Raw genomic sequence first — 23,682 nt, 5'->3', positions numbered from 1 at the left:
ACGGAACTATGGCGACGGTGCGAACGTAGCACGAAACTCTTTTGCCCCAAAAGTTTTTTATCATCAAAGGTTTTGATATCGTGTATTGATGCCCAGAACACCAGGTCCACGCGGCGCTTACGCGAAGACGCCACAACGGCGCGCGGAGATACTCGGCGCGGCCTTCGAGGTGTTCGCGCACTATGGGTACCTGAACAGCTCGATGACCGAGATCGCAAAGCGCGCCGGCATGACCATGCCGGGGGTGACCCACCACTTTCCGACAAAGGCGGGGTTGCTCGAAGCCGTGCTTCGCGAGCGAGATCTTGACGCCGCTCGCCATCTGCAGGGGCGCCGAGGCGTGGACATGCTGAGAGGGCTCCTTGAGATCGCCGAGCGAGACGAACACGATACGGGGCTCACGCAGCTCTTCGCGATCCTGTCCGCCGAGGCGACCATTGATGATCATCCCGCTCACGCCTACTTCCACGATCGCTATCTCCTGATCCTCGGAACCGTGCGCAGGGCGTTCGAGGAAGCAGCCGAAGATGGTGATCTCCGCTCTGATGCAGTTCCATCGGAGGCAGCCCACACGTACGCCGCGCTGTCAGACGGCCTACAGCTCCAGCGACTTTACGGTGTCATCGGCGGGCGACAGACAACCGCGATTCGACGTTTCTTCGAGAGCGTCCTCACCGTCTCCGTCGACTCCTGATCCTCGATCACTCGCGCCGCCGGGGGTCGCGAGGGGAAGCGGTCAATGATGAGTAGGGCTCTTCGCTGGCCCTACGCTACAGAGCCCTACTCATGAGGCACTGGGGATCCATCGCTCAACAGCCGCGCTGACGCGGTAGCCATGTGCAGCGCCATTGCGGAGGCAGCGGCATCCTCATCACGCGCGACGAGTGCCGCATGCACCGACTCGTGTTCTGTGATCGCCATACTTGCCTCGGCGTCGTCGTGCACTGCGCGGTCCGAGTAAACCTGCAGCAGAGATCGGACCACGTGCAATTGATCGATGAGCACTCGATTGTCGGCGGCTTCGGCAAGGGAATGATGGAAACGCAGATCGGCGCGAGCGAAGGCGTGAAGGTCGCCCACGCTTGTCTGCATGTCTGCCAGGTGCGAGGCGATCTTGTCCAGGTCAGGCGCTGATGCTCTTCTCGCCGCGAGACGAGCGACGAAGATCTCCAGACCAGAGCGCAACTCCAGCAGTTCAACCGTGTTGCGTTCGCCGATGAGAAGCCCCCACCGCAGCGTCTGAGGGAGTAGCTCGCTTGCAGCTCCGCGCAAGTAGGTTCCAGAGCCCGCTCGAACGTCGACAATGCCCAGGATCTCGAGCGCCGCGAGAGCTTCACGCACCGCCGATCTGCCCACAGCCAGCGATGCGGCAAGCTGACGCTCGGGCGGGAGCCGCGTGCCGGCTTCGATTGACCCGCTGGTGAACAGGTCCATGAGCCTCCGCGCAACTTCCGATGCGGGCGTGCCGCTGGGCAGCATCCCCAGCGACGCGGAAATCTCCGCAGTGCGGTCATCGGGGTAGGCGGGCATTCCGCCAACATACCGCGAACGACGACACCGAGACTTGCATTTTGGTCAACCGGTTTGTCAATATTGAGGGAGACGCGAACACCAGAGCGTCGATCAGGATTTAGAGGAGTCAGAGTGGACACCATTCCCGTCCCGTTGGGAGCGGTCGTCATCGTCTTCAGATGGCATCACGAGGTTGTGACAGGCCGATGACGAGGCTGTGGAACGATCCGGCCGACTTCGCCGAAGAGATGATCGCGGGCTTCGTAGCCGCCAACGAACGGTCTGTCCAACGTGTCTCGGGTGGCGTGATCCGCAGCACCGTCGTGCCCGAAGGCCAGGTCGCTGTCGTGATTGGCGGTGGCTCCGGCCACTACCCCGCGTTCGGTGGATTGGTTGGACAGGGCCTCGCGCACGGTGCTGCGATGGGCAACCTGTTCGCGTCGCCGTCAACGCAACAGGTCCACGCCGTTGCCAGGGCTGCGCACCGGGGCGGCGGGGTCTTCTTGACGTACGGAAACTACGCCGGCGACGTGCTGAACTTCGACGCCGCCCAGGAGCGGCTGCGTGCGGACGGCATCGCCTGCGAGTCGGTCGCGGTGACCGACGACATCTTCAGCGCACCACCTTCTGAGAAGCACAAGCGGCGCGGTATTGCTGGCGACCTGACGGTCTTCCGCACGGCCGCGGCTGCCGCTGAGGCCGGGTATGACCTCGCCGAAGTGGTCGAAGTGGCGAGGGTTGCGAACGAGCGCACCCGCTCCTTCGGCGTCGCGTTCAGCGGATGCACTCTCCCCGGCGCGGAGCAGCCGCTGTTCTCCGTCCCGGAGGGACGAATGGCAATCGGTCTCGGCATCCACGGCGAACCTGGAATCGATGAGACTGACATCCCCACCGCCGACGGGCTCGCCGAGTTGCTCGTATCGCGGCTGCTCGATGAGGTGCCCGAGGGTGTCGAGGCCTCAGGCGCACGAGTGGTTCCGATCCTCAATGGACTCGGCTCACTGAAGTATGAAGAGATGTTCGTGGTGTTCCGGCGCATCGCCGAACTTCTCCGTGCCGCGGGCATCGAGATCGTCGACCCTCACGTCGGCGAGTACTGCACGAGCTTCGATATGGCCGGGACGTCGCTCACCCTCTTCTGGCTCGACGAAGAGCTCGAGCAACTCTGGAACACACCGGTCGACACGCCGGCGTACCGTCGCGGGTCGGTCGCCGTCACAGCGCGAGCGGAACCCACGCCCCACGCTGAGCTCGTCGACGAAGAAACCCCGCCTTCCGACGAGACGTCCCGCGCCGTCGCCGCGACCGTCGTCGCGGTTGTCGAGTCCATCGCCGCCACGATCGACGCGCACGTGGACGAGCTCGGACGCCTGGACTCGATCGCCGGCGACGGAGATCACGGAATCGGCATGCAGCGCGGGTCGCACGCCGCGCGGGACGCAGCCATCGCCGCGCAGACTGCTGGTGCTGGCGCTGAGACCGTGCTCGCCTGCGCCGCCGATGCATGGTCCGACCGCGCCGGGGGTACTTCCGGAGCGCTGTGGGGACTCATCCTCGCGGGAGTCGCCGGCAAGCTCGGCGACCAAGGCGCCCCCTCCGCGTCGGACGTGAGTGCGGGCGTCGGAGACGGAGCGCAGGCCGTGATGAAGTTCGGCAAAGCACAGGTTGGCGACAAGACACTGGTGGACGCGCTCGTGCCGTTCAGCGACGAGCTCGCCCGTGCGATCGACAGCGGCGACTCTCTCGCAGCCGCGTGGGAGAGGGCGGCGGACGCCGCCACACGGGCGGCGGCGTCCACCGCCGACCTACTCCCCCTCAAAGGGAGAGCCCGTTCGCACGGGCAGAACAGCGTCGGCACACCGGACCCCGGTGCGCACTCCCTCGCACTCATCGCGACGGCCATCGGCGCCGTCCTCGAAAGGAAATCCTCGTGACGAACGCACTTCGCCTCGTGATCGGCAGCGACGACGCTGGGTTCGACTACAAAGAGATCCTTAAGAAGGACCTTGAGGGGAACCCGGGCGTCGCGTCGCTCGTCGATGTCGGGGTCGATGCCCACGGGCACACCGCCTATCCGCGCGTGGCGATCGCCGCAGCCGAACTCGTCGCGTCTGGCGAAGCCGACCGTGCGCTGCTCATCTGCGGCACGGGGCTCGGTGTGGCGATCGCCGCGAACAAGGTGGACGGAATACGCGCCGTGACCGCGCACGACAGCTTCTCAGTCGAACGCGGCGTGCTCTCCAACGATGCACAGGTGCTCACCATGGGCCAGCGAGTCATCGGTATCGAGCTGGCTCGCCGACTTGTGCGGGAATGGCTCACGTACCGCTTCGACCCCGCCTCAGCATCTGCGGAGAAGGTCGCAGTCATCGGCGAGTACGAGAGCACCGGCAGCTGCTGATGCCCTCCGTACAGGTGGGGGTGAGCCTCAAGATGTACTTCGGTCATCGCGAGGCGCTGGACTGGTTTGCGCGGGTCGCCGATATGGTGCGCACGCATCATGCTGTGACATCAAGTGCGGTCAGTCTTTTCGTGATCCCCACCTACCCGCAGCTGATCCCCGCGGTCGCCGCGTTCGCTGGCACGCCGGTGCGCATCGGAGCGCAAGACGTCGCGACGCATGACAAAGGCGCCTTCACCGGCGAGGTGAGCGCCGTCGAACTCGCCGAAATCGGCGTCAGCCTGGCCGAGATCGGCCACGCTGAGAGGCGACGACTCTTCGGCGAAACGTCGCAGATCACTGCCGCCAAAGCCGCCGCATCTCTCAGAAACGGACTCACGCCGGTGCTGTGCGTCGGCGAGTGGGAGCGACGTGGGACGGAGGATGCCGCCGCAGCGACCGTCGCGCAAGTGTCGGCCGATCTCGCCGGCGCTGCCTCCGGTCCAGTTATCGTTGCCTATGAGCCTGTCTGGGCGATCGGCGCGCCCTCGCCTGCTCCCGTCACCCACATCAGCGAGGTCACGACGGCGATCCGGGCCGCCCTCGACTCCGATCCTCAACGTGCGGGGAGTTCGGTGATCTACGGCGGCTCGGCCGGCCCCGGTCTGCTCACACAACTCGGCGACACGGTCGACGGACTCTTCCTCGGTCGCTTCGCCCACGATCCCGACGCGCTACTCGCCGTGCTGGACGAAGCAGCGGACCTGGCGCGGAGCGACCGATGATCGGGCTGGGAACGTACGCATTCTTCTGGCAGCACTCCGAGCGAGCCGAGCATCCACTGACGCTCGTCGGTGCGCTCGAGGCGACCCGCGCCCTCGGCGTCAGGCTGTTCCAGATCTGCGACTACGCGCCGCTCGAACACATGACGGAGGTCGAGCTGAAGGGTGCCGCCTCTACCGCCCGCGACCTCGGCCTCACCATCGAGCTCGGCACCAAGGGAGTGAGCTTCGCTCACCTGACGCGGTTCCTTCGGATCGCCGACATCTTTGATGCACGGCTCGTACGCAGCATGCTGTACGGCCCCGACTCGCGGCCGAGTCTTGCTGAAGCTGAGCGTCAGCTGCGCGCTGCACTGCGCGCCTACGAGGCATCCGATGTCATCCTTGCTCTCGAGACGTACGAGCAAGTCGCAACCGCGGATCTCGTGGGACTTGTCGCTTCTTTCGACAGCGCGCACTTGGGCATCTGCCTCGATCCCGGCAACGTCGTCGCCCGGCTCGAGAAACCACGTGACGCCGTTGAACTCGCCGCCCCGCAGGTCGCGAACGTGCATGTGAAGGACTTCGCGTTTGCGCGACATGACGGCTGGGTGGGCTTCACCTACTCCGGAGCGCCGATGGGCACCGGCCTGCACGACTATCCGCACTTGCTCGAATCCGTCCGTCCGCGTGAGCGCGGGATCAACGAGATCGTCGAGCACTGGCTCCCCTGGCAGGGCGATGCCGAGAGCACAATCCGAACCGAGCGGGAGTGGACCCGCACCACACTGGAATACCTAAGGAGCACCCTGTGAGCACCGATACCTACAAGATCGCCGTCATCGGCGCCGGCGGCAAGATGGGCATGCGGGTGTCGAACAACCTCGCGAAGACAGCCCACGCTGTCTCCTACGTCGAGAACTCCCCCGCCGGCGCGCAGCGCACGATCGACGCGGGTCGCGAGTTGACGGATGCCGCCGCCGCGGTCGCCGCCGCCGATATCGTCGTGTTCGCCGTACCCGACCTGGCGCTGGCGTCCGTAACCGCCGACATGGTGCCCCAGATGAAGTCAGGCGCGATCGCGCTCACTCTCGACCCGGCCGCCGCATACGCGGGTCTGCTCACCGACCGAGATGACGTCGTCCGCGCCGTCGCGCACCCGTGCCACCCGTCGATCTTCCTGCAGCGCCAGACTCCTGAGGAATGGGCCGACACCTTCGGCGGCATCGCCGCCCCGCAGGACGCGATCGCCGCCGTCGAGTCCGACGATCCGGCTAAGGCGGCGATCGTCGAGGCCACCGTCCGCGCGATCTACGCGCCGATCATCGACGTTCACTTCGTCACCATCAAGCAGCTCGCCCAGCTCGAGCCCACTCTCGTCGAGACCGTCGCGTGCATGATCGGTGCACTGCTGAACGAGGCACTGCACGAGACCATCCACACGATGGGGGTTCCCGAAGCCGCGGCGCGTAGCATCCTGTACGGCCACACCCAGGTGGCACTGGCCAATGGTCTTCGCGGCGACAACCCGTTCAGTGATGCGTGTCTGATTGCGATGGACTACGGGCGCGAGAGCATCATCAAGGACGACTGGAAGAAGATCTTCCGCGACGACGAGCTCGACAAGAACCTCGCCCGGATGCTGCATCTCGAGCACATCGAGCGGTGAGGACGAACCCATGACCAGGCTCGAAGGAAAAACCGCCCTCGTCACGGGAGCGGCCACCGGAATCGGGTACGCCGTCGCCGCGCGCTTCGCCCGCGAGGGGGCCCGCGTCGTGATCGCCGACCGTGACGCAGAGGCCGCACAGCGCGCAGCCAAGGAGATCGGCAGCTCAGCTCGGGCATCCGTCTTGGACATCTCCGACGAACCCTCCGTCGAGGCCGCGTTCGCGCAGCTCTCGGCCGAGGGGTGGGCGCCCGATGTCGTCGTAGCGAACGCCGGTGTCCAGCTGTTCGGACAGGATGCGCCGGCGGCGGATCTGGACCTCGACGTGTGGAAGCGCACGATCGACATCAACCTCACCGGAACCTTCCTGACCGTCAAGCACGCGGTGCGATCGATGCTCTCGACGGGCACGAAAGGCTCGATCATCCTCACCGGAAGCCCGACCGGACTGAACGGCGAAGGGCGCGACTTCACCGCCTACAGTGCGTCGAAGGCCGGCATGCACGGCCTCGCCCGCACGGTCGCGGCCGCCTATGCCGACCGCGGCATCCGCGTGAACACCGTGGTACCCGGATACACCGAAACCTCCCTCGTCACGGCGATCTCATCCGACCCCGACTCCCGTGCTGCCATCATCGGTCGAATTCCCCTCGGACGGGCGGGCTCCCCCGCCGACGTCGAAGGCATCATGGTCTACCTCGCCAGCGACGATGGCGCCTTCGCGACGGGGGCGCTGTTTGCCATCGACGGCGGCATGACGACACTCTGAGGTGTCGCGGCCTGAAAGAATCCCGACATGACCTGGCTCTCGACATCCCGCTCGTGGCAGAACGGACCATGGTCTTTCGATGTCCGTGGCGACGAGATCGCCGACATCACCTACAGCGGGCGCCCTGTCTTGCGTTCCGTCCGCGCGGTTGTGCGCGACCGCAATTGGGATACCGCGGACCTCGTCGTAGACCGAGTGAGAGACTCAGGCACGACGCTCACGCTGCATGTGAGGTCGCAGGGACTGGGTTCCAGCTTTCGCGGTATCGTCCGCGTCGAAGCGCGGCACTCGCGGCTCATCGTTCTCGCCGACCTCGAGTCGGAGCGGGATTTCGCGACAAACCGCACGGGGTTGGTGGTGCTTCACCCACCCCAACTTGCCGGCGAGGCGCTGAGGGTCACCCACACAGACCGAACGGTCGAGGAGTCTGTGTTTCCGGCGCAGATCAGCCCTCACCAGCCAGTGTTCGACATCGCTCAGTTGTCATGGTTGCGCGCGGGTTCTGAGGTTTCCGTCGCGTTCGACGGCGATGTGTTCGAAATGGAAGATCAGCGGAACTGGTCGGATGCATCGTTCAAGACGTACAGCAGACCGCTCGCGATGCCATTCCCCTACTCGATCCCGGCCGGCACACGCGTCCAGCAGAGGGTATTGATCGATGTGCGCGACGTCGCCGTCGCGAACGAAGCGGCCGAGGCGGACGTGGTGCACCTCGAGCTGGGCGGCCCCGTTTTCGAGCTCGGACTCGGCGCTGCGACCGCGCCGGATCCGGATCCGGCTCCCGAAAGGGGTGAGGTCACGCCGGCCTCGGTGCTGGTAGAACTGGACCTTCGAACGTCGAACTGGCAGGCCGCCCTTGATCGCGCCGCTGCCTCCGGCGCCCCGCTCGACATACGCGTCATCGCGTCAGCGGGCGCGCCATGGGACGAGGTAATCACATCGCTGGCGCCATTCGCGGACTCGCCAGGAGTGGTGCGCGTCGGCGTTTTCGACTCGAGTCGTCACGTGACGGATGCTGCCGTCTTGAACGCTCTGCGCACGGCACAGCGTGCCGCGGGCGTCCACGTCCCCATCGTGGCCGGTTCCCGCGCACACTTCACCGAGCTGAACCGTGAGTGGGACATCACTCCGCCCGAGGTCGACGGCGTCACCTTCAGCACTACCCCGCTGTTCCACTCGCTCAGCACGGAGCAGCTCATCGAATCCGTCGCGATCCAGCGGACGATCGCACGTCAAGCCGTGCGACTCGCCGACGGGCGACCGGTACACGTCGGACCGATCACCCTGCGGCCTCGCTTCAACAGCGTGGCCACCGAACCCCCGCCCGCGCACGCCGACACCGACCTCACGCACGGTTATGGCGCCGAGCTCTCGGGTGAGGATGATCAACGCCAGAGCTCACCTGAACTCGCGGCGTGGACAGTGGCGAGCGCAGCCGCCGTGGCCGTCGACGGAGTCGCGAGCATCACCTTCTTCGAGGAGTGGGGCCCGAGGGGCGTTCGTGACGCGCGTGGCGAACCCTTCCCCGTGTCGGAAGCTGTTGCCGCGCTCTTGTCGCTCCGCGTCCCGGGCGCGCTAACCCTGTCCGGAAGTAGCCCCGACGGGCTCGTTTGGGCAATTGGCGCGCGTCTCTCCGACCGCGAGACCGTTCTCGTCGCGAGTCTTGATCGAATCACGCGGACGATCACCGTGACCAGCGACCGGTCGGCCGCCGTCGTCTCAGTATCGCCCGGCTCGTTCCGCACGATCGATCTCGAACCCGTTAGCGCCAACTGAAATGTCCGCTGACTGAGCTCAGCCGCCGAATATGGGGAGGCCTAATGCGATCGGATGCATCGACGGCGTACACCGAAGGCTCAGTACTGGGCTCGCCCTCCCGAGAGGTCATACGCGAACCCCGTCGTGAAACCTGACTCCACGGATGCCACATAAGAAATGAGCGCAGCAGCTTCATCCGGAGTGCCAAAGCGACCTACCGGGATCGATTCACGGTCCGCCAACCGTCGCTCCGCCGGAGTGTCCTTCATCATCGGCGTATCAATAGTCGCTGGGGCGATGGCGTTCACGGTAAGTCGAGTACGCGCGAACTCCATCGCCAAACTCTTGACTAGACCGATCAAGCCAGCCTTGCTGGCACTGTACGCAGCCAATGCATGATCTTCCAACTCATCGACGACCACTCCCGCTACCCCGTCGCGTCCCACGCCGCCGTCGGCGAAACCTCCCGCGGCGCCGTCCGCGTTGTCCGCCGAGCCATCAAACGCCACGGCGTCCCGCAACGGCTGCTCACCGACAACGGCCTCGCGTTGAACCCCTCACGGCGCGGCTTCATCGGACAGCTCGTCGAATACGTCTACCGGCTCGGAGTCGATCCGATCACCGGGAAGCCGTACAAGCCGACCACGCAAGGCAAGAACGAGAGATTCCATCAGACCCTGTTCCGCTACCTCGACAGCAGCGCATCGCCCGCAACCTCCGAGAGCTGCAGACCCAGATCGACCAGTTCGACCACATCTACAACACCGAACGCCCCCACCAGGCACTACCCGGCCGAATCACCCCCTTGCAGGCGTGGGAAGCGACACCGAAAGCGACACCGCCCCGGCCACGGCCCCTACCGCCACGGAAGCCTGACGAGCCGCTACCCCCGGCACCCTCCCCGAACGGTCGCGTGCTCGACGGGATCCGGATCGCGACCGTCCACCCGAACGGATCGATCAAAGCCCGCGGCTGCGTCTTCAACGTCAGCTACCCCATGCGCGGCAAGGACGTCTTCGTGCTCTACGACGCCGGCGGAATCATGGTCTTCGACGACCGCGGCACCCTCATCGTCGAACACAACTGGCCACCACCCGGCATCAAGTACGTCGGTAACGGCAAACCCCGCGGACCCCAGAAACAGGAAGTGTCACCGATGTCCTGATACACAAACCGTCACCGAAGTCCAGACACAGAACTGTCACCCATGTCCCGAGACATCACACTCGGTCTCCCTTTCTCACTTCTTTCTCGTTTGCCTCGCGGCAGCTGATCGAGACGCCATTAACTGCGGAATCTCGCGAGAGCACGAACTCGAGAGCGGCAGCGAGAAAAAAACCCTCCGTCTCCGCTGATAAAAAATGCTCAGTGAGAAACGGGGAGAATCAGCAGATCGCTCAAAAAACGTAAGCAAGTGCAGCTGGGGAAAGTGGTGCACACCCGGGAAAGGTCAAATGCGGAGACGGAGGGATTTGAACCCTCGGTCCCCTTAGAGAGGACTCCACCTTAGCAGGGTGGTGCACTAGGCCACTATGCGACGTCTCCAGGCATCTGGCTCGAAGCCACGGATGCGCTTATTCATCATAACCGGTCTGACGATGAGGAACGAATCGTGTCCCTCAGCGACGGCGACTCCTCGGACGCGGTCGGGCAGATGGGAGCGGCGGTGCCGGCACCTGCTCCCCGACCGTGTTGACGAGTTCGCCGATGCCCTCGATAACCATCCGCACCTCGTCGCCTTCGCGCAGCGGGGGCGGGGTGAGGGCCTGGTTGCGACCCCAGAGCTCGCCGAGGCATCCGCCGTTACCGACTGTGCCTGATCCGAGCACGTCGCCGGGCACCACACGCGAGTTGCGCGAGGCGTAGGCGACGAACTCTGGGAACGGCCAGCCCGCGTTCGACAGCAGGTCCTCGCCGATCAGCTCGCCGTTGACGTACACCTCGGCGCGGAGCGCCAGGAAACCGTCGTCATCGAGATACGGCGCCACCTCGTCGGCGGTGACGATCCAGGGTCCCAGCGTCGTGCCGAAGTCTTTGCCCTTCGCCGGCCCCAGACGCACCTTCATCTCACGGGCCTGCAGGTCGCGAGCCGACCAGTCGTTCATGATCGTGTAGCCGAAAATGACGGATGCCGCAGACTGCGCGTCGAGGTTCGACTCCCCCACTTCTGCGTCCGCGCCGATGACGAGCGCGAGTTCGAGCTCGAAGTCGAGCTTCTCGGTGACCGGCGGGCGCATCACGTCGCCAGGACCCGAGATGGTGTGCGGGTTGGTGAAGTAGAACGTGGGTGCGTCGTACCACTCCGCGGCGACGTCGCTCTTGCCCTCAACCCCGGCGCTCACTCCTTCGACGTGCTCCTCGAACGCGACGAAGTCCCGCACCGAGGCGGGCACAACTGGAGCGAGCAGGCGCACGTTCGCCAGCGGTTCGCCGGCGCCCTCCACTCGCTCGTACAGAGCGTGCGTCTCGGCGAGACCACGCCGCAGCACGTCGGTGACGGTGAGTCCGTCGGGGAACGGCACCACATTGTCTGCAATGATGAACCCCTCGCCGACGCCCTGTCCGCTCTCCCAGCGGGCGATTCTCATGCCTGCACCTTTCCCGTCAGCAGATCAGCGGCGTTTGCGCCCAAGATACGCGGGACGACCTCGGCGGAAAGCCCTGCGTCCTGCACGAACGCCACCGGGTCGTCGAGCCCCATGTCGAACGGGAAGTCACTGCCGAGGACAACCCGGTCAGCCCCGGCGACCTCGATCAGGTGCCGCAGAGACGTGGGATTGTGCACGACCGTGTCGAACCAGATCTTCTTCAGATAGGTCGATGGTGCCTCGGCGCAGCGCTGCGCGTCGGGCCGCACGGCCCAGGCGTGGTCGGAACGGCCGATCGCGAATGGCAGGTAGCCTCCACCGTGCGCGGCAACGATCTTCAGGTTCGGATGCCGATCGAGCACACCCGCGAAGATGAAGTGCGAGAGCGCCACCGCGTTCTCCGTCGGCTGCCCGACCGTGTTGGCCAGGTAGAAGCGGTCAAGCCGCTCGTCCAGGCTGCAGCCGAACGGGTGCAGGAAGATCACGCAACCGAGTTCGGCGGCACGTGCCCAGAACGGCTCGAGCCGCTCGTCCGAGAGCTCGACATCGCCGGCGAACGAAGAGATCTCCACGCCGGCCAGTCCCCGCCCGAGTACGGCGTCATCGAGGCACTCCACAATCCGCTCCGGATGCTGCAGCGGAACGAGCCCGAGCCCGACGAGCCGGTCCGGGGCCTCAGCCACGTGCTCGGCGACGAGCCTGTTCGCCTCGTTCGCCGTCCAGACCGCGAGACCCTCCGGCGCCCAAGGATAGAAGTGGTTCGGCGATGCGCTCACCCACTGCACCTGAACACCCTGCTCGTCCATCACGGCGAGCCGCTCGGCGACCGACGTGAGTTTCGGGATGCGGGCGCCGACCATGGGGCCGGACACCGCTGCACTCTCGGCGCCGTTGCGCTTCAGATCCAGCGCGGCAGCCTCGGCGACAAGCTCTGGTACTCGCGCCTCCACCGCCGCCTGGATCGACGGCAGCAGGACATGGGCATGCACATCTGTCACGCGGACATCTGCGGTCCGCTCGTTCTCGACGGTCATGCTGGCTCCGCCATCTGCTTCGCGATCCCGAAGATCAACCCGCCAGCGTCGGCGTCACGATTACCGTCGATCTGCCATTGCGCGAGCTGTGAAGACGCCTCGACAACAGCAGTTGCCCGCGGGAGCCTGCGGCGGTGGAACTCATCCCACAGTGCCTCGTCGACGGCATCTGCCGCGACCAGCAGCTCGGTGAGCACAACGGCATCCTCCAGCCCCTGCGCGGCGCCCTGGGCGATCGTGGGAGGGCAGGAATGTGCGGCATCTCCGATGATCACGACGCGTCCGCGGTTCCACGGGGCGTCGACGATGTGCCGCGTGAACCACGTGTAGTTCGCGTGCGCGCCCGTCTCCAGGTCGGCGCGAATAGAGTCCCACGGGCCGGCATACGCTCGAGACTCCTCGAGCATGATGCGTGTGGCCTCCTCATCGGAGTGACCGAATCGGTCCTGCGCCTTCTCGACCAGGAACGCATACATCGAGTCTTCGCCGGTGGGCGTGTAGCCCGCGATGTACACCGGTCCGCCGTAGTACAGCTCACTGCGCTCGACCTCGGCCGGACGTGACACGAACGTGCGCCAGATGCCCATCCCGTTCTGCTCGGGCTTGGTCTCGATCCCGATGAGTCCGCGGACGGTCGAGTGCAGACCATCTGCACCGACCAGCAGATCGTATGCTCCGGCGGATTCGCCATCCACGAATACCTCGACAGAGTCCGATGCGCTCGCGTCGATCGCCGTGACCTTCGCGCCGAAGACGATGTTCACGCCCGCCGCCTGTGCATGGGCGAGCAGAATGCGCGCCAGTTCGGCACGCGGCATCCCCATCGCGGCGGGGTAGTCGGGGCCACCAGTCTTGACGTCGGGAAGAGAGGCGACGATCGGTGCGTCAGGTCCGGGAGCTCGGAGGTTCAGCCCCTCGAACGCGTAGCCGGCATCCCGGATGTCGTCCCACGCGCCAAGCGCGTCGAAGCAGCGCAGCGCGTTCCCCTGCAAAGAGATGCCCGAACCGAGGCCGGTCAATTCGGGCAGGGCTTCGAAGACGTCGACCTCGACGCCCGCCTTCGCCAACTGGATCGCTGCGGCGAGTCCCGCGACGCCGCTGCCGGCGATCGCGACTTTGGATACTGCGGTCATGTCAGAACCTCTCTGTTCTGGTGTAGTGCATGGGAAAGTTAGAGAAGGGCGATGGGATTGATCGGAGAGCCGACCGCACCCGTGATGGGCAGAGGCGGGGCAGAGAGCAAGAACTCCCAGCGGCCGAGCTCTGCGCAGGCTTCCGCGAGCTCGTCGAGGTTCCACATCTCGCCGATCGTGAGGCCTATGTTCGGGATCACGACCTGGTGCAACGGCTGGAAGGCTGCGGCGTCGAATTCGTTCGGGCGCACCTCGAAGCCCCAGGTGTCGGTCGCGATGGCAGCGATCTCCGTGCGATGCAGCCAACCGGCGGTGGTGAAGGAGAGCCCGGGTGCGGGTCCCCCTGCATAGTCACCCCAACCGTCGCGGCGGGTGCGCGCGTACTGACCGGTGCGGACCAGCACGATGTCGCCGCGGCCGATGCGGGCGGAGTCGCCCTGCGCTGCGGCGGTCGCCTCGAGGTCGGCGACGGTGATCGCGTGGCCGTCGTCGAGCTCGCCCGTCTCGGGACGCAGATGCCGACCGACGTCGAGCAGCACGCCGCGAGAGACGACGACGGATGCCGCGTGCTCAATGCCCGTGACGAGGTCGCCCTCACTCGTGACAACGTCGCCGGCACGCCGACCGTTCCACGCGTTGCCGTGATCAAAGATGTGGCCGAGACCGTCCCACTGAGTCGAGCACTGCAGTGGCATAGCGATCACGTCATCCGCGCCGCCGATCCCGTGCGGGAAACCCTGATTGCCGCGTTCGGCGTCGGTGCCGGTGTCGGTCATCGTGTGCACTGGGTTCGTGCGTCGGCGCCAGCCCTTTTGCGGACCCTCGGTGTCGAAGGACTGCGCGAGCGAGATCGCCCGGCCGTCGCGAACCAGGCCCGCGGCCTGCACCCGCTTGGCCTGGTCGATGAAGTTCAGCGTGCCGAGTGCATCGTCCTCGCCCCAGCGACCCCAGTTGCGAAACGCCTCGGCACGCAGTGCGATCTCTGCCTCTGGATCCTGGCGGTCAAGGTCAGCGGGGTTCTCGGATGGAGCCGTCACGACGCATCCTCCGCGACGCAGCGGATGACCTGGGTGCCGAGGTTACCGATCGTCCCCGTCATGACGTCGCCGTCGCGCAGGAACCTCTTCCAGTGCTGACCATTACCCGCGGGGCTTCCGGTCAGCAGCAGATCACCGGGCAGCAAGGGCATGTTCTGGGATGCCGCCGAGATCAGTGCCGGGATGTCGAAGAGCAGGTCGGTGGTAGAGGCATCCTGCATCACCTCTCCGTTCAGTTCGAGTCGCACCGCCGCGTTGCCGGCATCCACGAACTCGGCCGGCACCAAGAACGGGCCAGTGGGCAGGAAGCCGGGGGCATTCTTGCCGCGGTACCAGTCGGTGCCGATGTCTTTCATGTCCTCGCGGAATACGAGGTCACGCGTGGTGACGTCGTTGACGATGGTGTAACCGGCGACGTGATCAAGGGCATCCTCGCGAGTCACCCGGAACGCTTCCCGACCGATCACTACGGCCAGCTCCAGCTCCCAGTCGTGCACCTCGCTGTAGGACGGCAGAACGAGCGGTACGTCGTCGCCGACGACGCACGCGGGCAGACCGATGAAGAAGTAGGGCTCACCGTTCACGGCCCGATCGTCCATCAGCTTGGCCGCGAACTCGCGAGCTTCTTCGATTGTGCGATCGCTGTTCTTCGACACTCCGGCGGCGACCAGTTCGATCACGTGCTGACGGTAGTTCGCACCCGTCTGCAGCACCTGACGCGGCTCGACCGGCGCGGTGAGGACAACCTCGTCCAGCGGACGCCAGGAACCATCGGTGCTTTTGGCGAGCGCGCCGAGGCGATCCCAGTCGGGGGCTGCGAGGAACGCGTTCAGCCCGGCTGCGCCGAGGTCTTCATCGTCCAACGGGCGGATGCGGTCTCCCGCCACCAGCCCGAGACGCGCAGCATCGCCGTCCCGGTAGCGGGCCAGCGCGAAGGGTGCTGTCGTGGTCGTCATCGATCGTTCTCCAGTTTCGTTTCTCAGTCTGCGGGATGGCGGGAAAGGGGTGCGGTATCACCGCACCCCTTTGCACTCACCCTTAGCCGTGCTGGGTGTACGGGTTCAGCAGCAGGTCCTTGATCTCGTCGGGCACGCCCTCTTCGGTCGCGGACGGTCCGTCAGCCGGCGGGAACGACTCGGTCATCGACATCGGCATAGAGCCGTTGCGATAGAAGTTGCTCGAGCCCTGCGACGGACGCCACGTCCGGGCTTCCCAGTCCGGAACGTAGTTGCGGTAGCCACCGGTGTTCACTTCGATACGCATCGTCGACGGCTCACGGTAGTACAGGAACGTCTGCTCACCAATACCGTGGATGTTCGGGCCGTACTCCATCGGGGTGCCATTTTCCATGAGCGTGTCTGCCGCGATGAGCAGCTCCTCACGGGTGTCGACCCAGAACGCGTAGTGATTGATGCGCCCTGCGACGCTGGAGCTGTCAAGGACGACACCGAGGTCGTGTGACTTCTCGTTCGTGGTGAGCACAGAGAACACCGAGATAGGCGCCTCGTCCAGAACGGTGCGTGCCATGAACCGGAAGCCGAGCACATCGACATACCACTTGACGAAGCCGTCGACATCGCTCGCCGCGATGGTGACGTGGTCGAGCTGGCGCGGTGCACCGGCGACCTTCGAGCGCTTCTCGGGACGGTCGGGATAGATGGATGCCGTGTCGCCCTGTGCCTGGTGACGGGTGACGTCCCAGTGCAGGGTCATGGGGTGTCCGTAGGGCCCGGTGAAGCTGTACGCCCGGCCGATCAGCGGCAGGTCGTCGATCCATTCGCCCTGCACCCCCGCGGCCTCGATGCGCTTGGCGGCCTCTTCGAGCGCCTCGGCGCTGGTCGTGCGCCACGCCATGGTTTCAAGGGCGGGCTCGTCGCCGGGCTTCACGACGACGCTGTAGGCGTAGTAGTCGCCCCAGCATCGCAGGTAGACAGCGCCGTCGATGCGGTCTACGACCGTAAGGCCGACCTGCTCCTCGTAGAACTTGACCGACGCCTCGACATCAGGCGTGGTGATCGCCACGTAGGAGAGGTGGGAAAGCAATTTAATCATCGTTGATTCCTTCTGAGATGGGGCTCGTCGTGTTCCCACTCTGCAGCGCGCCACAACTATCAGGGAATCCGAATTCAGCTATCTCCGCTATCAGCGCGGCTGATACGATGGGTGTCGGCTCGCCCCGAGCCTGTCCCACCCGAGAAAGACCCACCCGTGTCCGATCAGCCCCTGCTCTCGCGCCTCGACTTGAACCTGCTCGTGTCGTTGGACGCGCTGCTCACCGAACGCAGTGTCACCAGGGCAGCCGAGCGACTGCATCTCAGCCAGCCAGCCCTCAGCGCCTCACTCGCGCGACTGCGTACACACTTCGACGATCCGATTCTCGCCCGCCGTGGGAACTCCTACGACCTGACCCCGCTTGCCATCCGACTCACGGACCACACCACCACGGCGCTCGAAGCCGCCCGGCGAGTGTTCGAGAGTCAGGCGGCGTGGAACCCGGAGCTGTCGACACGCGAGTTCTCCATCTACGGGTCGGACTATTCCTTCGTGACCGTCGGTCGACATGTCAGCCGGTTGGCCAGAGAGCAAGCACCCGGAGTGCGCTTCCGTTTCATGCTGCACAGCCCGGCAGTCGTGGAGGATGCCGCTTCTCGGCTGCGGTCCGCGGACGCGATGCTCATCCCGCACGGCTTCCTCAGCGACCTGCCGTACGCCGATCTCTGGCAGGACCACTGGGTGGGGATCACCAGCACGCACGACACGACGATCGGTGAGCAGGCCACGATGGCCGATCTCTCTGCGCGCCCCTGGGTCTTCACCTATCAGTCCCGCGAGGCGTTCACTTCGGCGAGCCGTCAGATCCAGCAACTCGGAATCGAACCGAGGTTCGAGGCGGTCGTTGAGAGCTTCCTCGCCCTGGCCTATTTCATCGAAGACACCGATCGACTCGGCCTGGTGCACGCCTCGGTCGCACCCGCTCTCGAGCGTTCCGCCGATGTGCGCACCTTCGCGCTGCCCTTCGACGCGACCCCGGTGCTCAACGCCGTGTGGTGGCATCCTGTGCACGATCGCGACCCTGAGCACCAGTGGATGCGCGGGCTTTTCGCGCAGGCCGCGGCCGAGCTCCGCGACGCCGACTAGTCTGCACGGGGTGCTATCACCCTTATCGATAAGCACATCACAAGAAGCCCCTTTCCTGTTGCAGCGGCGTCGAGTCTCATTGCAAGAGAACAAGGGAGTTCTTGATGACGAAATCACCCGCACCCGCGCTCCGACTCATCGACGTCGGGATCGGCTTCCGCGGTGTGCGCGCGCTCGACTCGGTGACCTTCGATGTCCCCCAGGGCGGCGTCAGCGCCGTGATCGGCCCCAACGGCGCAGGCAAGACCACGCTCTTCAACTGCGTCAGCGGCATCTACAGACACGAAGGCTCGATCCTCCTTGAGGGCACAGCGCTCGACGGCAAGCGCGCGTTCCGCCGGTCGGGCGCCGGCATCGCCCGGACGTTTCAGACCCCGGTGCTGCTCGACGATCAGGACGTACTCACGAACGTGATGCTCGGTTCCTACACCGACACGCACGTCGGCATCTTCACACCCCTCTGGGCCCCCGCCGGCGCGCGCCGCGAAGAACGCGCGGTTCGCGAGAAGGCGATGACAGTCATCGAGCGCGTCGGGCTGGGTGCCCACGCGTGGACTCCGGCCGGGGCTCTCGCACACGGTGACCGACGCCGGGTCGAGATCGCTCGCGCGCTCATCGCCGAGCCCCGCTTGCTCATGCTCGATGAGCCGGCCGCTGGACTGAGCGAGCAGGAGGCGAACGCTCTCATGGATCTCGTCGTCGCGCACGGCGCCGAGACAGGGATGACGTGCGTGCTCGTGGAGCACGATGTCGCCCTCGTCATGCGTTATGCGTCCACGATCGCCGTTCTCGATGCCGGTCGGCTCCTCGCTGTCGGCGCTGCCGCGGAAATCCAGAAGAATCCCGCGGTCGTCGCGGCGTACCTCGGAAGCGACGTGGAGGTCGATGCAGCATGAGCCTTCTGAGTCTGCGCGGCGTCACCGCCGCATACGGGAAGGTCGAAGTGCTGCACGGCATCGATCTCGACATCGACGAGGGCAGCATCGTGGCGGTGCTCGGGCCGAACGGCGCCGGCAAGACCTCGCTCCTTCGAGCCATCAGCCGCACCATCACCGTCAACGGCACCCGCACCTTCGCCGGCACCGACATCGCACGGCTGCGCACGCCCCAGATTGCACGACTCGGCGTCGGGCACGTTCCCGAGGGCCGCGGCACCTTCTCCGACTTCACCGTCGAGGAGAACCTCCGTCTCGGCACCGTCGCGAGGCCGTCTGCACGGCGCACCGACAGCGCGGACGACCTCGCGCGAGTCTTCCGCTCGTTCCCGATCCTCGAGGAGTTTCGGAAGCGTCCCGCCGGAGCACTCTCGGGCGGGCAGGCGCAGATGCTCGCAATCGGCCGGGCTCTCCTGGCTCGGCCGCGGCTGCTGCTCGTCGACGAGCCCTCCCTCGGACTCGCGCCTCTGACCACCAAGGAGCTGTTCTCCCAGTTCACGGCACTGCGCACGGAATGGGACCTCACGGTGCTCCTGGCGGAGCAGAACGCACGGCTTTCGCTGGCCGTCGCCGATCGCGTGGTGCTGCTCAGCCGCGGTCGCGTCGTCCACGACGGACCGGCCGCTGAATACCAGTCGACCGATGCTCTGCAGGCCCACTACCTCGGCGGCGCAGCGTCGCCCGCCGACCAGAAGGAGGGCTCCGCATGATCGAGTTCATCCAGATCTCACTCGACGGCCTGATGACCGGGCTGGTCTACGCGGCTCTCGCACTGGCACTGAGCGTGATCTTCCAGGGAACCGGGATGCTCAACCTCGCCCAGGGAGAAATGGCCGTGCTCGCGGCGTACATCTCCTATTCGGTTCTGCTCTTCGGGCTCCCGCTGTGGCTCGCCATTCCGATCGCGATCGTCGTCTCAGCGGCTATCGGCGCCGCGATCTACTTCTTCATCGTGCGATGGGTGGACCGGCGCAACCAGACGGCGCTCACCACGCTCGGTGTCACCCTGCTACTGGGTGTCAGTGCCGTGATCAGCATGATCTGGGGCACGGATCCACACAGATTCCCCCCGCTCTTCGGAACCTGGGTCTTCCACCTCGGCGGAGTGCGGCTGACCAGCCAGCAGGTGGCAGGAGTCGTCCTCGTCGGAGGTGCGATGCTCGCCATGGCGCTCCTGCTCACCCGGACGAATTTCGGACTGCGCCTGCGCGCAGTGGCGCAGAACCAGTCATCGGCTGCACTGCTCGGGCTCTCGGGCGGCCTCTGGCTCGCAACAGGATGGGCGGTCGCCAGCGGCGTCGGCACAATCGCCGGCGTCGTGGCCGCTCCCACGCTGGGGTTGTCACCCGGCATGATGACGGTGCCGCTACTGATGGCACTGGCAGCGACGAACCTCGGCGGGATCACCAGCCGCGTGGGCGTCGTCCTCGGTGGACTGATCATCGGCGTACTGGCGGCTCTGGGCGGGCGTTACGTGCCGGGGCTGGGCGGAGACCTCAATGTGCTCCTCGCGTTCGCCGTCGTGATCGTGGTCGTGCTGTTCAAACCCGCCGGCTTGTTCGGCCGTGAGAGCACGGTGCGCGCATGATGTCTTCACTTCGTACCTGGCTGCCGCGCGGCATCGTCGCCGTGGCGATCATCGTCGGCATCCTGATGCCCTTCCTCGTCAGCGACTACGACCTGTTCTCGATGAGCCGCGTTCTCGCGGTCGCCCTCGGAGTCGTGAGCCTGAACCTTCTGATGGGCTCCTCCGGCCAGATCAGCCTGGGACACGGCGCAATCTTCGGTATCGGCGGCTACGCCGCGATGATGCTGATGCGCTACCTGGAGTGGCCGGTCGGCTTGGCCGTTCTCGGCGCAGTCGTCCTGTGCATCGTGCTCGGCATAATCCTCGGGTTCCCCGGCGTGCGTCTGGGCGGGTTCAATCTCGGTCTCCTGACGATCGTCATCGCCGCTCTGTTCCCGATCTTGCTCTACCGCTTCTCCGACTTCACTGGCGGTCAGGCCGGCATCACCCTGAGCGACGCAGGATTGGCCTCCCCCACGGATGCGCTCACTGACGCGCAATGGGCCTATCTCGTCATCCTCCTCGTGCTGCTTGTGTGCGTGGGGATGCTGCGGGTGATCGTCTCGGGACGCACAGGTCGGGCACTCGCCGCAGTACGGGCTTCCCCGATCCTGGCAGCGTCGATGGGTGTCAACGCCGATCGGCTCAAGCTGGTCGTGTTCGTCCTCAGCTCGGCTCTCGCCGGCCTTGGCGGCGCCCTCTACGCGTTCGTGCTCGGACTCGTCGTGCCCGAGTCGTATCCGCTCGTCTTCTCGATCACGCTGCTCGTCGCATCCGTCGTCGGCGGCAGCCGCTCATGGTGGGGCGCGATCGTCGGCGCCGCCGTCATCGTCTACCTGCCGACCTGGTTCAGCGAAGCGGTGCCGGGTGACACCTCGGCGTATCTCGCGCAGCTGATCTTCGCGATCGTGCTCGGCGTGTGCATCATCGTCGCCCCCGGCGGTATCGCCGGTCTGGTCTCGCGTCTGTATCGCTCGGTCTGGCGGTCTCCCGCCGCCGAACCGCATCCTTCCCTTCCCACCCAACCCGACACACAGGAGATTCGATGATGAAATCCATCCGCCGCGGTGCGCTCACGAGCGTCGCACTGCTCGGCGCCGCAGCCCTCGCCCTGACCGCCTGCAGTCCTCGAGGCGGTGACGCAGGACCGTCGTCGGACGACGGAGACAAGGCACCGATCGTCGTCGGCGTCAGCTGGCCGCTGAGCGGTCCTGCCGGTTCCGTCGCACCCGGTCTGGCCGGAATCGAGACGTACATCGCAGAGACCAATGACAACGGCGGGATCAACGGGCACCCCATCGAACTCGTCACCGCGGACGATGCGTACGACCCGGCACGTCTGGTCGAGAACCAGCGCAAGTTCGTCGAGAAGGACGACGCCATTCTGGTCGTCAACTTCGGCGGCATCTCCATCGCTGGCCGCGACTACCTCAGGCAGAAGGATGTGGCCGGTGTATCCCTGGCGGGCAACTCCCCCCTCAGCGACATCGACAACTATCCCCTCCAGCGTGCCTTCTGGCCGGATGTCGCGTGGGAGGGCGAACTCCAGGCGCAGTGGATAAAGGAGCAGAAGCCGGATGCTGTCGTCGGCTACGTCGGATTCAACAACGACCTGAGCGAGAGCCAGCTCGCGGGCCTCGCCACCGGCGGGGTGGTTCCTGCCGAGCAGGCGCTGGTCGCGCCCGGCACGTCCGACCTCAGCGCTCAGGTGAGTCAGTTCCAGGCCGCAGGCGTGGACACGCTCGTCGTCAACATCGGCGCACCGACCGTCGGCGCACTGCTCGGATACATTCACCAGATCGGGTGGGAGCCGACGCTGATGCTCGGATCGACGACGTCGGACTTCACCGCCGCCATCAACCAGGCAACGCCCCCGGCAGTCGAGGGAGCGTACGCGTTCAAGTGGTACATGGACCCGTCTGACCCGCTCTTCGCTGAGGATGAGCGCTATCTCGCGTACGCCGAGGCGATGACGGCGCAGGGCCACGAGGCCGAGATCGGTGACTCGCTGGCGTTCAGCGGATACGGGCTCGCGGCGGCGATCGTCGGCGCGCTGGAGCAGGCGGAGTCGCTCGACAGCGAAGGATTCATCGCGTCCTGGGACTCGCTGTCCGACCTGGAGAACCCGCTGACGCTCCCCGGTATCAACTTCGATTCCGGTCCTGACGGGCGTATCGTCTTCCAGTTCCAGCTGAGCCGGTTCGATGGCACCAGCTGGCAGCCCGAGGGCGAGATCGTCGACGTCCGGGAAGTCGGGATCGTCAAGTAACTGAATTGCTGAATTGATGGGGGCGCCGGCACTCAGCCGGCGTCCCCATCAATGCTGTCAGCGCTCGAAGTCGACTGCCGAATCACGAGCTCGGGCTGGAACCGAACGTTGCGCTCGTAGTCACCGTCCGGGTCATCGATGAAGCGCAGCAACAGGTCTACGGCGGTGTGTCCGATCAGCCGCGCGGGCTGGCGGATTGAACTCAGCGGCACAACGGTCGCCGCTGCGAAGTCGATGTCGTCGTAGCCGATCAGGGCGATGTCCTCGGGCACTCGCACCGTGCTGAACATGGTCAGGGCCTGCAGCACCCCCACCGCGAGCAGGTCGTTCGCGGCAAACAGGGCATCCGGGCGCTGAGATGGCTCACGACGCACGATCTCTTCGCCCGCGGTGCGACCGTTCAACACTGTCAGCGCCGGTATCTCGATCAGTTCGAGCGCAGCATCCGGAGTCTCCTCGACAGCACGCCGCGCTCCGCGCAGACGGTTCGCGACCTGCGCGATCGATGACGGTCCCCCGATGAACGCGATCCGGCGTCGACCGATGTCGATCAGATGCCGCACGGCGAGATACCCGCCCTCGACATCGTCCACCGACACCGAGCAGAAGCGACTCCCCGGCAGCTCATGGTCGACGAGGACCACCGGGATGCCGGCATTCGCTACCTGTTCGAGCTTGTTGACGCCATCGGATGCCGGGCTGATCAGCACCCCGTTGACGCGCTGCTCCCGGAACAGATCGAGATAGCCGGCTTCACGCGAAGAATCATCATCGCTGTTTCCGAGGAGCACGGACAGCCGATCCTCTTCTGCTCTGGCCTCGGCCCCGCGAGCGACATCGGCGAAGAACGGGTTGCCGGCGTCGAGTACGACGAGGCCGATGCTCCGGCTCCGCCCCGCCCGCAGCTGACGGGCGGCATCGTTACGCACGAATCCCAGTTCTTCGATCGCCGCGAGTACGCGCGTGACCGTCTCTGCCGCGACTTTGTCGGGCCGGTTGAGAACGTTCGAGACCGTGCCGACAGAGACTGATGCCGCGACCGCAACATCTCGCACACTCACTGACACCTGACACTCCTCATCCTTCACGCTGACCGCGAGTGTACGGCATCGGGTGTTCTCCTCAGCTGGGC

24 protein-coding genes, 1 tRNA gene and 1 pseudogene are annotated in these 23,682 nt (G+C 65.7%); 16 read left to right on the top strand and 10 right to left on the bottom strand.

The window, feature by feature from the left end:
• Positions 1 to 88: 88 nt before the first annotated feature.
• Positions 89 to 694, top strand: coding sequence for a TetR/AcrR family transcriptional regulator (locus tag ACN0RC_RS06685; RefSeq protein ID WP_417510042.1), 606 nt, complete (start codon positions 89 to 91; stop codon positions 692 to 694).
• 86 nt (positions 695 to 780) lie between these two features.
• On the opposite strand, the gene ACN0RC_RS06680 is transcribed toward ACN0RC_RS06685, so the two are convergent.
• Entirely contained in the window at positions 781 to 1,530 is a 750-nt protein-coding gene (locus tag ACN0RC_RS06680; protein ID WP_417510040.1) for a FadR/GntR family transcriptional regulator, read from the bottom strand.
• A 188-nt stretch (positions 1,531 to 1,718) separates the two neighbouring features.
• Between ACN0RC_RS06680 and ACN0RC_RS06675 the strand changes: the two genes are divergently transcribed.
• Genes ACN0RC_RS06675 through ACN0RC_RS06645 form a run of 7 tightly spaced genes read left to right on the top strand, consistent with a single transcriptional unit; the run spans position 1,719 to position 8,867 of the window.
• Positions 1,719 to 3,446, top strand: a complete 1,728-nt coding sequence (locus ACN0RC_RS06675; protein ID WP_417510452.1) for a dihydroxyacetone kinase family protein — start codon at positions 1,719 to 1,721, stop codon at positions 3,444 to 3,446.
• Complete coding sequence (locus ACN0RC_RS06670) at positions 3,443 to 3,913, top strand: ribose-5-phosphate isomerase (RefSeq protein ID WP_417510038.1); 471 nt, start codon at positions 3,443 to 3,445, stop codon at positions 3,911 to 3,913. Before ACN0RC_RS06675 ends, ACN0RC_RS06670 begins: the two co-directional genes overlap by 4 nt.
• Positions 3,913 to 4,677, top strand: coding sequence for a triose-phosphate isomerase family protein (locus tag ACN0RC_RS06665; protein ID WP_417510036.1), 765 nt, complete (start codon positions 3,913 to 3,915; stop codon positions 4,675 to 4,677). The genes ACN0RC_RS06670 and ACN0RC_RS06665 overlap by 1 nt, the downstream gene beginning before the upstream one ends.
• A complete protein-coding gene (locus tag ACN0RC_RS06660; protein WP_417510034.1) occupies positions 4,674 to 5,468 on the top strand; it encodes a sugar phosphate isomerase/epimerase family protein in 795 nt (264 codons plus the stop codon). Before ACN0RC_RS06665 ends, ACN0RC_RS06660 begins: the two co-directional genes overlap by 4 nt.
• Positions 5,465 to 6,322 carry a phosphogluconate dehydrogenase C-terminal domain-containing protein gene (locus ACN0RC_RS06655; RefSeq protein ID WP_417510032.1) on the top strand — a complete coding sequence of 286 codons (858 nt, stop codon included), beginning with the start codon at positions 5,465 to 5,467 and terminating at the stop codon, positions 6,320 to 6,322. Before ACN0RC_RS06660 ends, ACN0RC_RS06655 begins: the two co-directional genes overlap by 4 nt.
• A gap of 10 nt (positions 6,323 to 6,332) precedes the next feature.
• On the top strand, positions 6,333 to 7,091 hold the full coding sequence (locus ACN0RC_RS06650; protein ID WP_417510030.1) for an SDR family NAD(P)-dependent oxidoreductase: 759 nt from the start codon (positions 6,333 to 6,335) through the stop codon (positions 7,089 to 7,091).
• 27 nt (positions 7,092 to 7,118) lie between these two features.
• Entirely contained in the window at positions 7,119 to 8,867 is a 1,749-nt protein-coding gene (locus ACN0RC_RS06645; RefSeq protein ID WP_417510028.1) for a hypothetical protein, read from the top strand.
• Positions 8,868 to 8,947: 80 nt separating this feature from the next.
• Here the strand turns inward: ACN0RC_RS06645 and ACN0RC_RS06640 are convergent, their stop codons facing one another.
• Positions 8,948 to 9,370 carry an SDR family NAD(P)-dependent oxidoreductase gene (locus ACN0RC_RS06640; protein ID WP_417510026.1) on the bottom strand — a complete coding sequence of 141 codons (423 nt, stop codon included), beginning with the start codon at positions 9,368 to 9,370 and terminating at the stop codon, positions 8,948 to 8,950.
• A gap of 68 nt (positions 9,371 to 9,438) precedes the next feature.
• On the opposite strand from ACN0RC_RS06640, the pseudogene ACN0RC_RS06635 reads away from it, so the two are divergent.
• Together ACN0RC_RS06635 and ACN0RC_RS06630 are read left to right on the top strand one after the other, a co-directional pair.
• Positions 9,439 to 9,606: pseudogene (locus ACN0RC_RS06635) on the top strand (hypothetical protein); the annotation flags it as partial.
• A gap of 156 nt (positions 9,607 to 9,762) precedes the next feature.
• Positions 9,763 to 10,014 (top strand): hypothetical protein, encoded by a 252-nt coding sequence (locus ACN0RC_RS06630; protein WP_417510460.1) that lies wholly within the window; start codon positions 9,763 to 9,765, stop codon positions 10,012 to 10,014.
• Positions 10,015 to 10,306: 292 nt separating this feature from the next.
• Here the strand turns inward: ACN0RC_RS06630 and ACN0RC_RS06625 are convergent.
• From ACN0RC_RS06625 to ACN0RC_RS06595, 7 genes are all read right to left on the bottom strand, one after another.
• Positions 10,307 to 10,394: transfer RNA gene (locus tag ACN0RC_RS06625), tRNA-Ser, on the bottom strand.
• 74 nt (positions 10,395 to 10,468) lie between these two features.
• Positions 10,469 to 11,437 carry a fumarylacetoacetate hydrolase family protein gene (locus tag ACN0RC_RS06620; protein WP_417510025.1) on the bottom strand — a complete coding sequence of 323 codons (969 nt, stop codon included), beginning with the start codon at positions 11,435 to 11,437 and terminating at the stop codon, positions 10,469 to 10,471.
• Positions 11,434 to 12,471 carry an amidohydrolase family protein gene (locus ACN0RC_RS06615; protein WP_417510023.1) on the bottom strand — a complete coding sequence of 346 codons (1,038 nt, stop codon included), beginning with the start codon at positions 12,469 to 12,471 and terminating at the stop codon, positions 11,434 to 11,436. The genes ACN0RC_RS06620 and ACN0RC_RS06615 overlap by 4 nt, the downstream gene beginning before the upstream one ends.
• The gene (locus ACN0RC_RS06610) at positions 12,468 to 13,604 is read right to left on the bottom strand and encodes an FAD-dependent monooxygenase (protein WP_417510021.1); all 1,137 of its coding nucleotides are present in this window, start codon (positions 13,602 to 13,604) and stop codon (positions 12,468 to 12,470) included. The genes ACN0RC_RS06615 and ACN0RC_RS06610 overlap by 4 nt, the downstream gene beginning before the upstream one ends.
• A gap of 38 nt (positions 13,605 to 13,642) precedes the next feature.
• On the bottom strand, positions 13,643 to 14,641 hold the full coding sequence (locus tag ACN0RC_RS06605; RefSeq protein WP_417510019.1) for a cyclase family protein: 999 nt from the start codon (positions 14,639 to 14,641) through the stop codon (positions 13,643 to 13,645).
• A complete protein-coding gene (locus ACN0RC_RS06600) occupies positions 14,638 to 15,597 on the bottom strand; it encodes a fumarylacetoacetate hydrolase family protein (protein ID WP_417510018.1) in 960 nt (319 codons plus the stop codon). The genes ACN0RC_RS06605 and ACN0RC_RS06600 overlap by 4 nt, the downstream gene beginning before the upstream one ends.
• 82 nt (positions 15,598 to 15,679) lie before the next feature.
• A complete protein-coding gene (locus tag ACN0RC_RS06595; protein WP_417510016.1) occupies positions 15,680 to 16,693 on the bottom strand; it encodes a VOC family protein in 1,014 nt (337 codons plus the stop codon).
• Positions 16,694 to 16,849: 156 nt separating this feature from the next.
• Here ACN0RC_RS06595 and ACN0RC_RS06590 point away from each other — a divergent pair, with 156 nt between their 5' ends.
• From ACN0RC_RS06590 to ACN0RC_RS06565, 6 genes are all read left to right on the top strand, one after another.
• Positions 16,850 to 17,779 (top strand): LysR family transcriptional regulator, encoded by a 930-nt coding sequence (locus ACN0RC_RS06590; protein WP_417510014.1) that lies wholly within the window; start codon positions 16,850 to 16,852, stop codon positions 17,777 to 17,779.
• A 104-nt stretch (positions 17,780 to 17,883) separates the two neighbouring features.
• On the top strand, positions 17,884 to 18,675 hold the full coding sequence (locus tag ACN0RC_RS06585; RefSeq protein WP_417510012.1) for an ABC transporter ATP-binding protein: 792 nt from the start codon (positions 17,884 to 17,886) through the stop codon (positions 18,673 to 18,675).
• Positions 18,672 to 19,424, top strand: coding sequence for an ABC transporter ATP-binding protein (locus ACN0RC_RS06580; RefSeq protein WP_417510011.1), 753 nt, complete (start codon positions 18,672 to 18,674; stop codon positions 19,422 to 19,424). Before ACN0RC_RS06585 ends, ACN0RC_RS06580 begins: the two co-directional genes overlap by 4 nt.
• Positions 19,421 to 20,302, top strand: a complete 882-nt coding sequence (locus ACN0RC_RS06575; RefSeq protein ID WP_417510009.1) for a branched-chain amino acid ABC transporter permease — start codon at positions 19,421 to 19,423, stop codon at positions 20,300 to 20,302. Before ACN0RC_RS06580 ends, ACN0RC_RS06575 begins: the two co-directional genes overlap by 4 nt.
• Positions 20,299 to 21,330, top strand: a complete 1,032-nt coding sequence (locus ACN0RC_RS06570; RefSeq protein WP_417510007.1) for a branched-chain amino acid ABC transporter permease — start codon at positions 20,299 to 20,301, stop codon at positions 21,328 to 21,330. The genes ACN0RC_RS06575 and ACN0RC_RS06570 overlap by 4 nt, the downstream gene beginning before the upstream one ends.
• Positions 21,327 to 22,550, top strand: coding sequence for an ABC transporter substrate-binding protein (locus ACN0RC_RS06565; protein ID WP_417510005.1), 1,224 nt, complete (start codon positions 21,327 to 21,329; stop codon positions 22,548 to 22,550). Before ACN0RC_RS06570 ends, ACN0RC_RS06565 begins: the two co-directional genes overlap by 4 nt.
• Positions 22,551 to 22,582: 32 nt before the next feature.
• Here ACN0RC_RS06565 and ACN0RC_RS06560 read toward each other — a convergent pair whose 3' ends face one another.
• Positions 22,583 to 23,617 (bottom strand): LacI family DNA-binding transcriptional regulator, encoded by a 1,035-nt coding sequence (locus ACN0RC_RS06560; RefSeq protein WP_417510003.1) that lies wholly within the window; start codon positions 23,615 to 23,617, stop codon positions 22,583 to 22,585.
• Positions 23,618 to 23,682: the final 65 nt, after the last annotated feature.

The organism is Microbacterium sp. (genome assembly GCF_048259935.1).
Lineage (GTDB): Bacteria > Actinomycetota > Actinomycetes > Actinomycetales > Microbacteriaceae > Microbacterium.
This window is presented reverse-complemented; position numbering and strand designations above follow the sequence as displayed.

Excerpts from the sequence above, each read along its gene's own strand:
- ACN0RC_RS06685 (WP_417510042.1), top strand. The coding sequence starts at position 89 with ATGCCCAGAACACCAGGTCCACGCGGCGCTTACGCGAAGACGCCACAA.
- ACN0RC_RS06680 (WP_417510040.1), bottom strand. The coding sequence starts at position 1,530 with ATGCCCGCCTACCCCGATGACCGCACTGCGGAGATTTCCGCGTCGCTG.
- ACN0RC_RS06675 (WP_417510452.1), top strand. The coding sequence starts at position 1,719 with ATGACGAGGCTGTGGAACGATCCGGCCGACTTCGCCGAAGAGATGATC.
- ACN0RC_RS06665 (WP_417510036.1), top strand. The coding sequence starts at position 3,913 with ATGCCCTCCGTACAGGTGGGGGTGAGCCTCAAGATGTACTTCGGTCAT.
- ACN0RC_RS06660 (WP_417510034.1), top strand. The coding sequence starts at position 4,674 with ATGATCGGGCTGGGAACGTACGCATTCTTCTGGCAGCACTCCGAGCGA.
- ACN0RC_RS06650 (WP_417510030.1), top strand. The coding sequence starts at position 6,333 with ATGACCAGGCTCGAAGGAAAAACCGCCCTCGTCACGGGAGCGGCCACC.
- ACN0RC_RS06645 (WP_417510028.1), top strand. The coding sequence starts at position 7,119 with ATGACCTGGCTCTCGACATCCCGCTCGTGGCAGAACGGACCATGGTCT.
- ACN0RC_RS06620 (WP_417510025.1), bottom strand. The coding sequence starts at position 11,437 with ATGAGAATCGCCCGCTGGGAGAGCGGACAGGGCGTCGGCGAGGGGTTC.
- ACN0RC_RS06615 (WP_417510023.1), bottom strand. The coding sequence starts at position 12,471 with ATGACCGTCGAGAACGAGCGGACCGCAGATGTCCGCGTGACAGATGTG.
- ACN0RC_RS06610 (WP_417510021.1), bottom strand. The coding sequence starts at position 13,604 with ATGACCGCAGTATCCAAAGTCGCGATCGCCGGCAGCGGCGTCGCGGGA.
- ACN0RC_RS06600 (WP_417510018.1), bottom strand. The coding sequence starts at position 15,597 with ATGACGACCACGACAGCACCCTTCGCGCTGGCCCGCTACCGGGACGGC.
- ACN0RC_RS06595 (WP_417510016.1), bottom strand. The coding sequence starts at position 16,693 with ATGATTAAATTGCTTTCCCACCTCTCCTACGTGGCGATCACCACGCCT.
- ACN0RC_RS06585 (WP_417510012.1), top strand. The coding sequence starts at position 17,884 with ATGACGAAATCACCCGCACCCGCGCTCCGACTCATCGACGTCGGGATC.
- ACN0RC_RS06580 (WP_417510011.1), top strand. The coding sequence starts at position 18,672 with ATGAGCCTTCTGAGTCTGCGCGGCGTCACCGCCGCATACGGGAAGGTC.
- ACN0RC_RS06575 (WP_417510009.1), top strand. The coding sequence starts at position 19,421 with ATGATCGAGTTCATCCAGATCTCACTCGACGGCCTGATGACCGGGCTG.
- ACN0RC_RS06570 (WP_417510007.1), top strand. The coding sequence starts at position 20,299 with ATGATGTCTTCACTTCGTACCTGGCTGCCGCGCGGCATCGTCGCCGTG.
- ACN0RC_RS06565 (WP_417510005.1), top strand. The coding sequence starts at position 21,327 with ATGATGAAATCCATCCGCCGCGGTGCGCTCACGAGCGTCGCACTGCTC.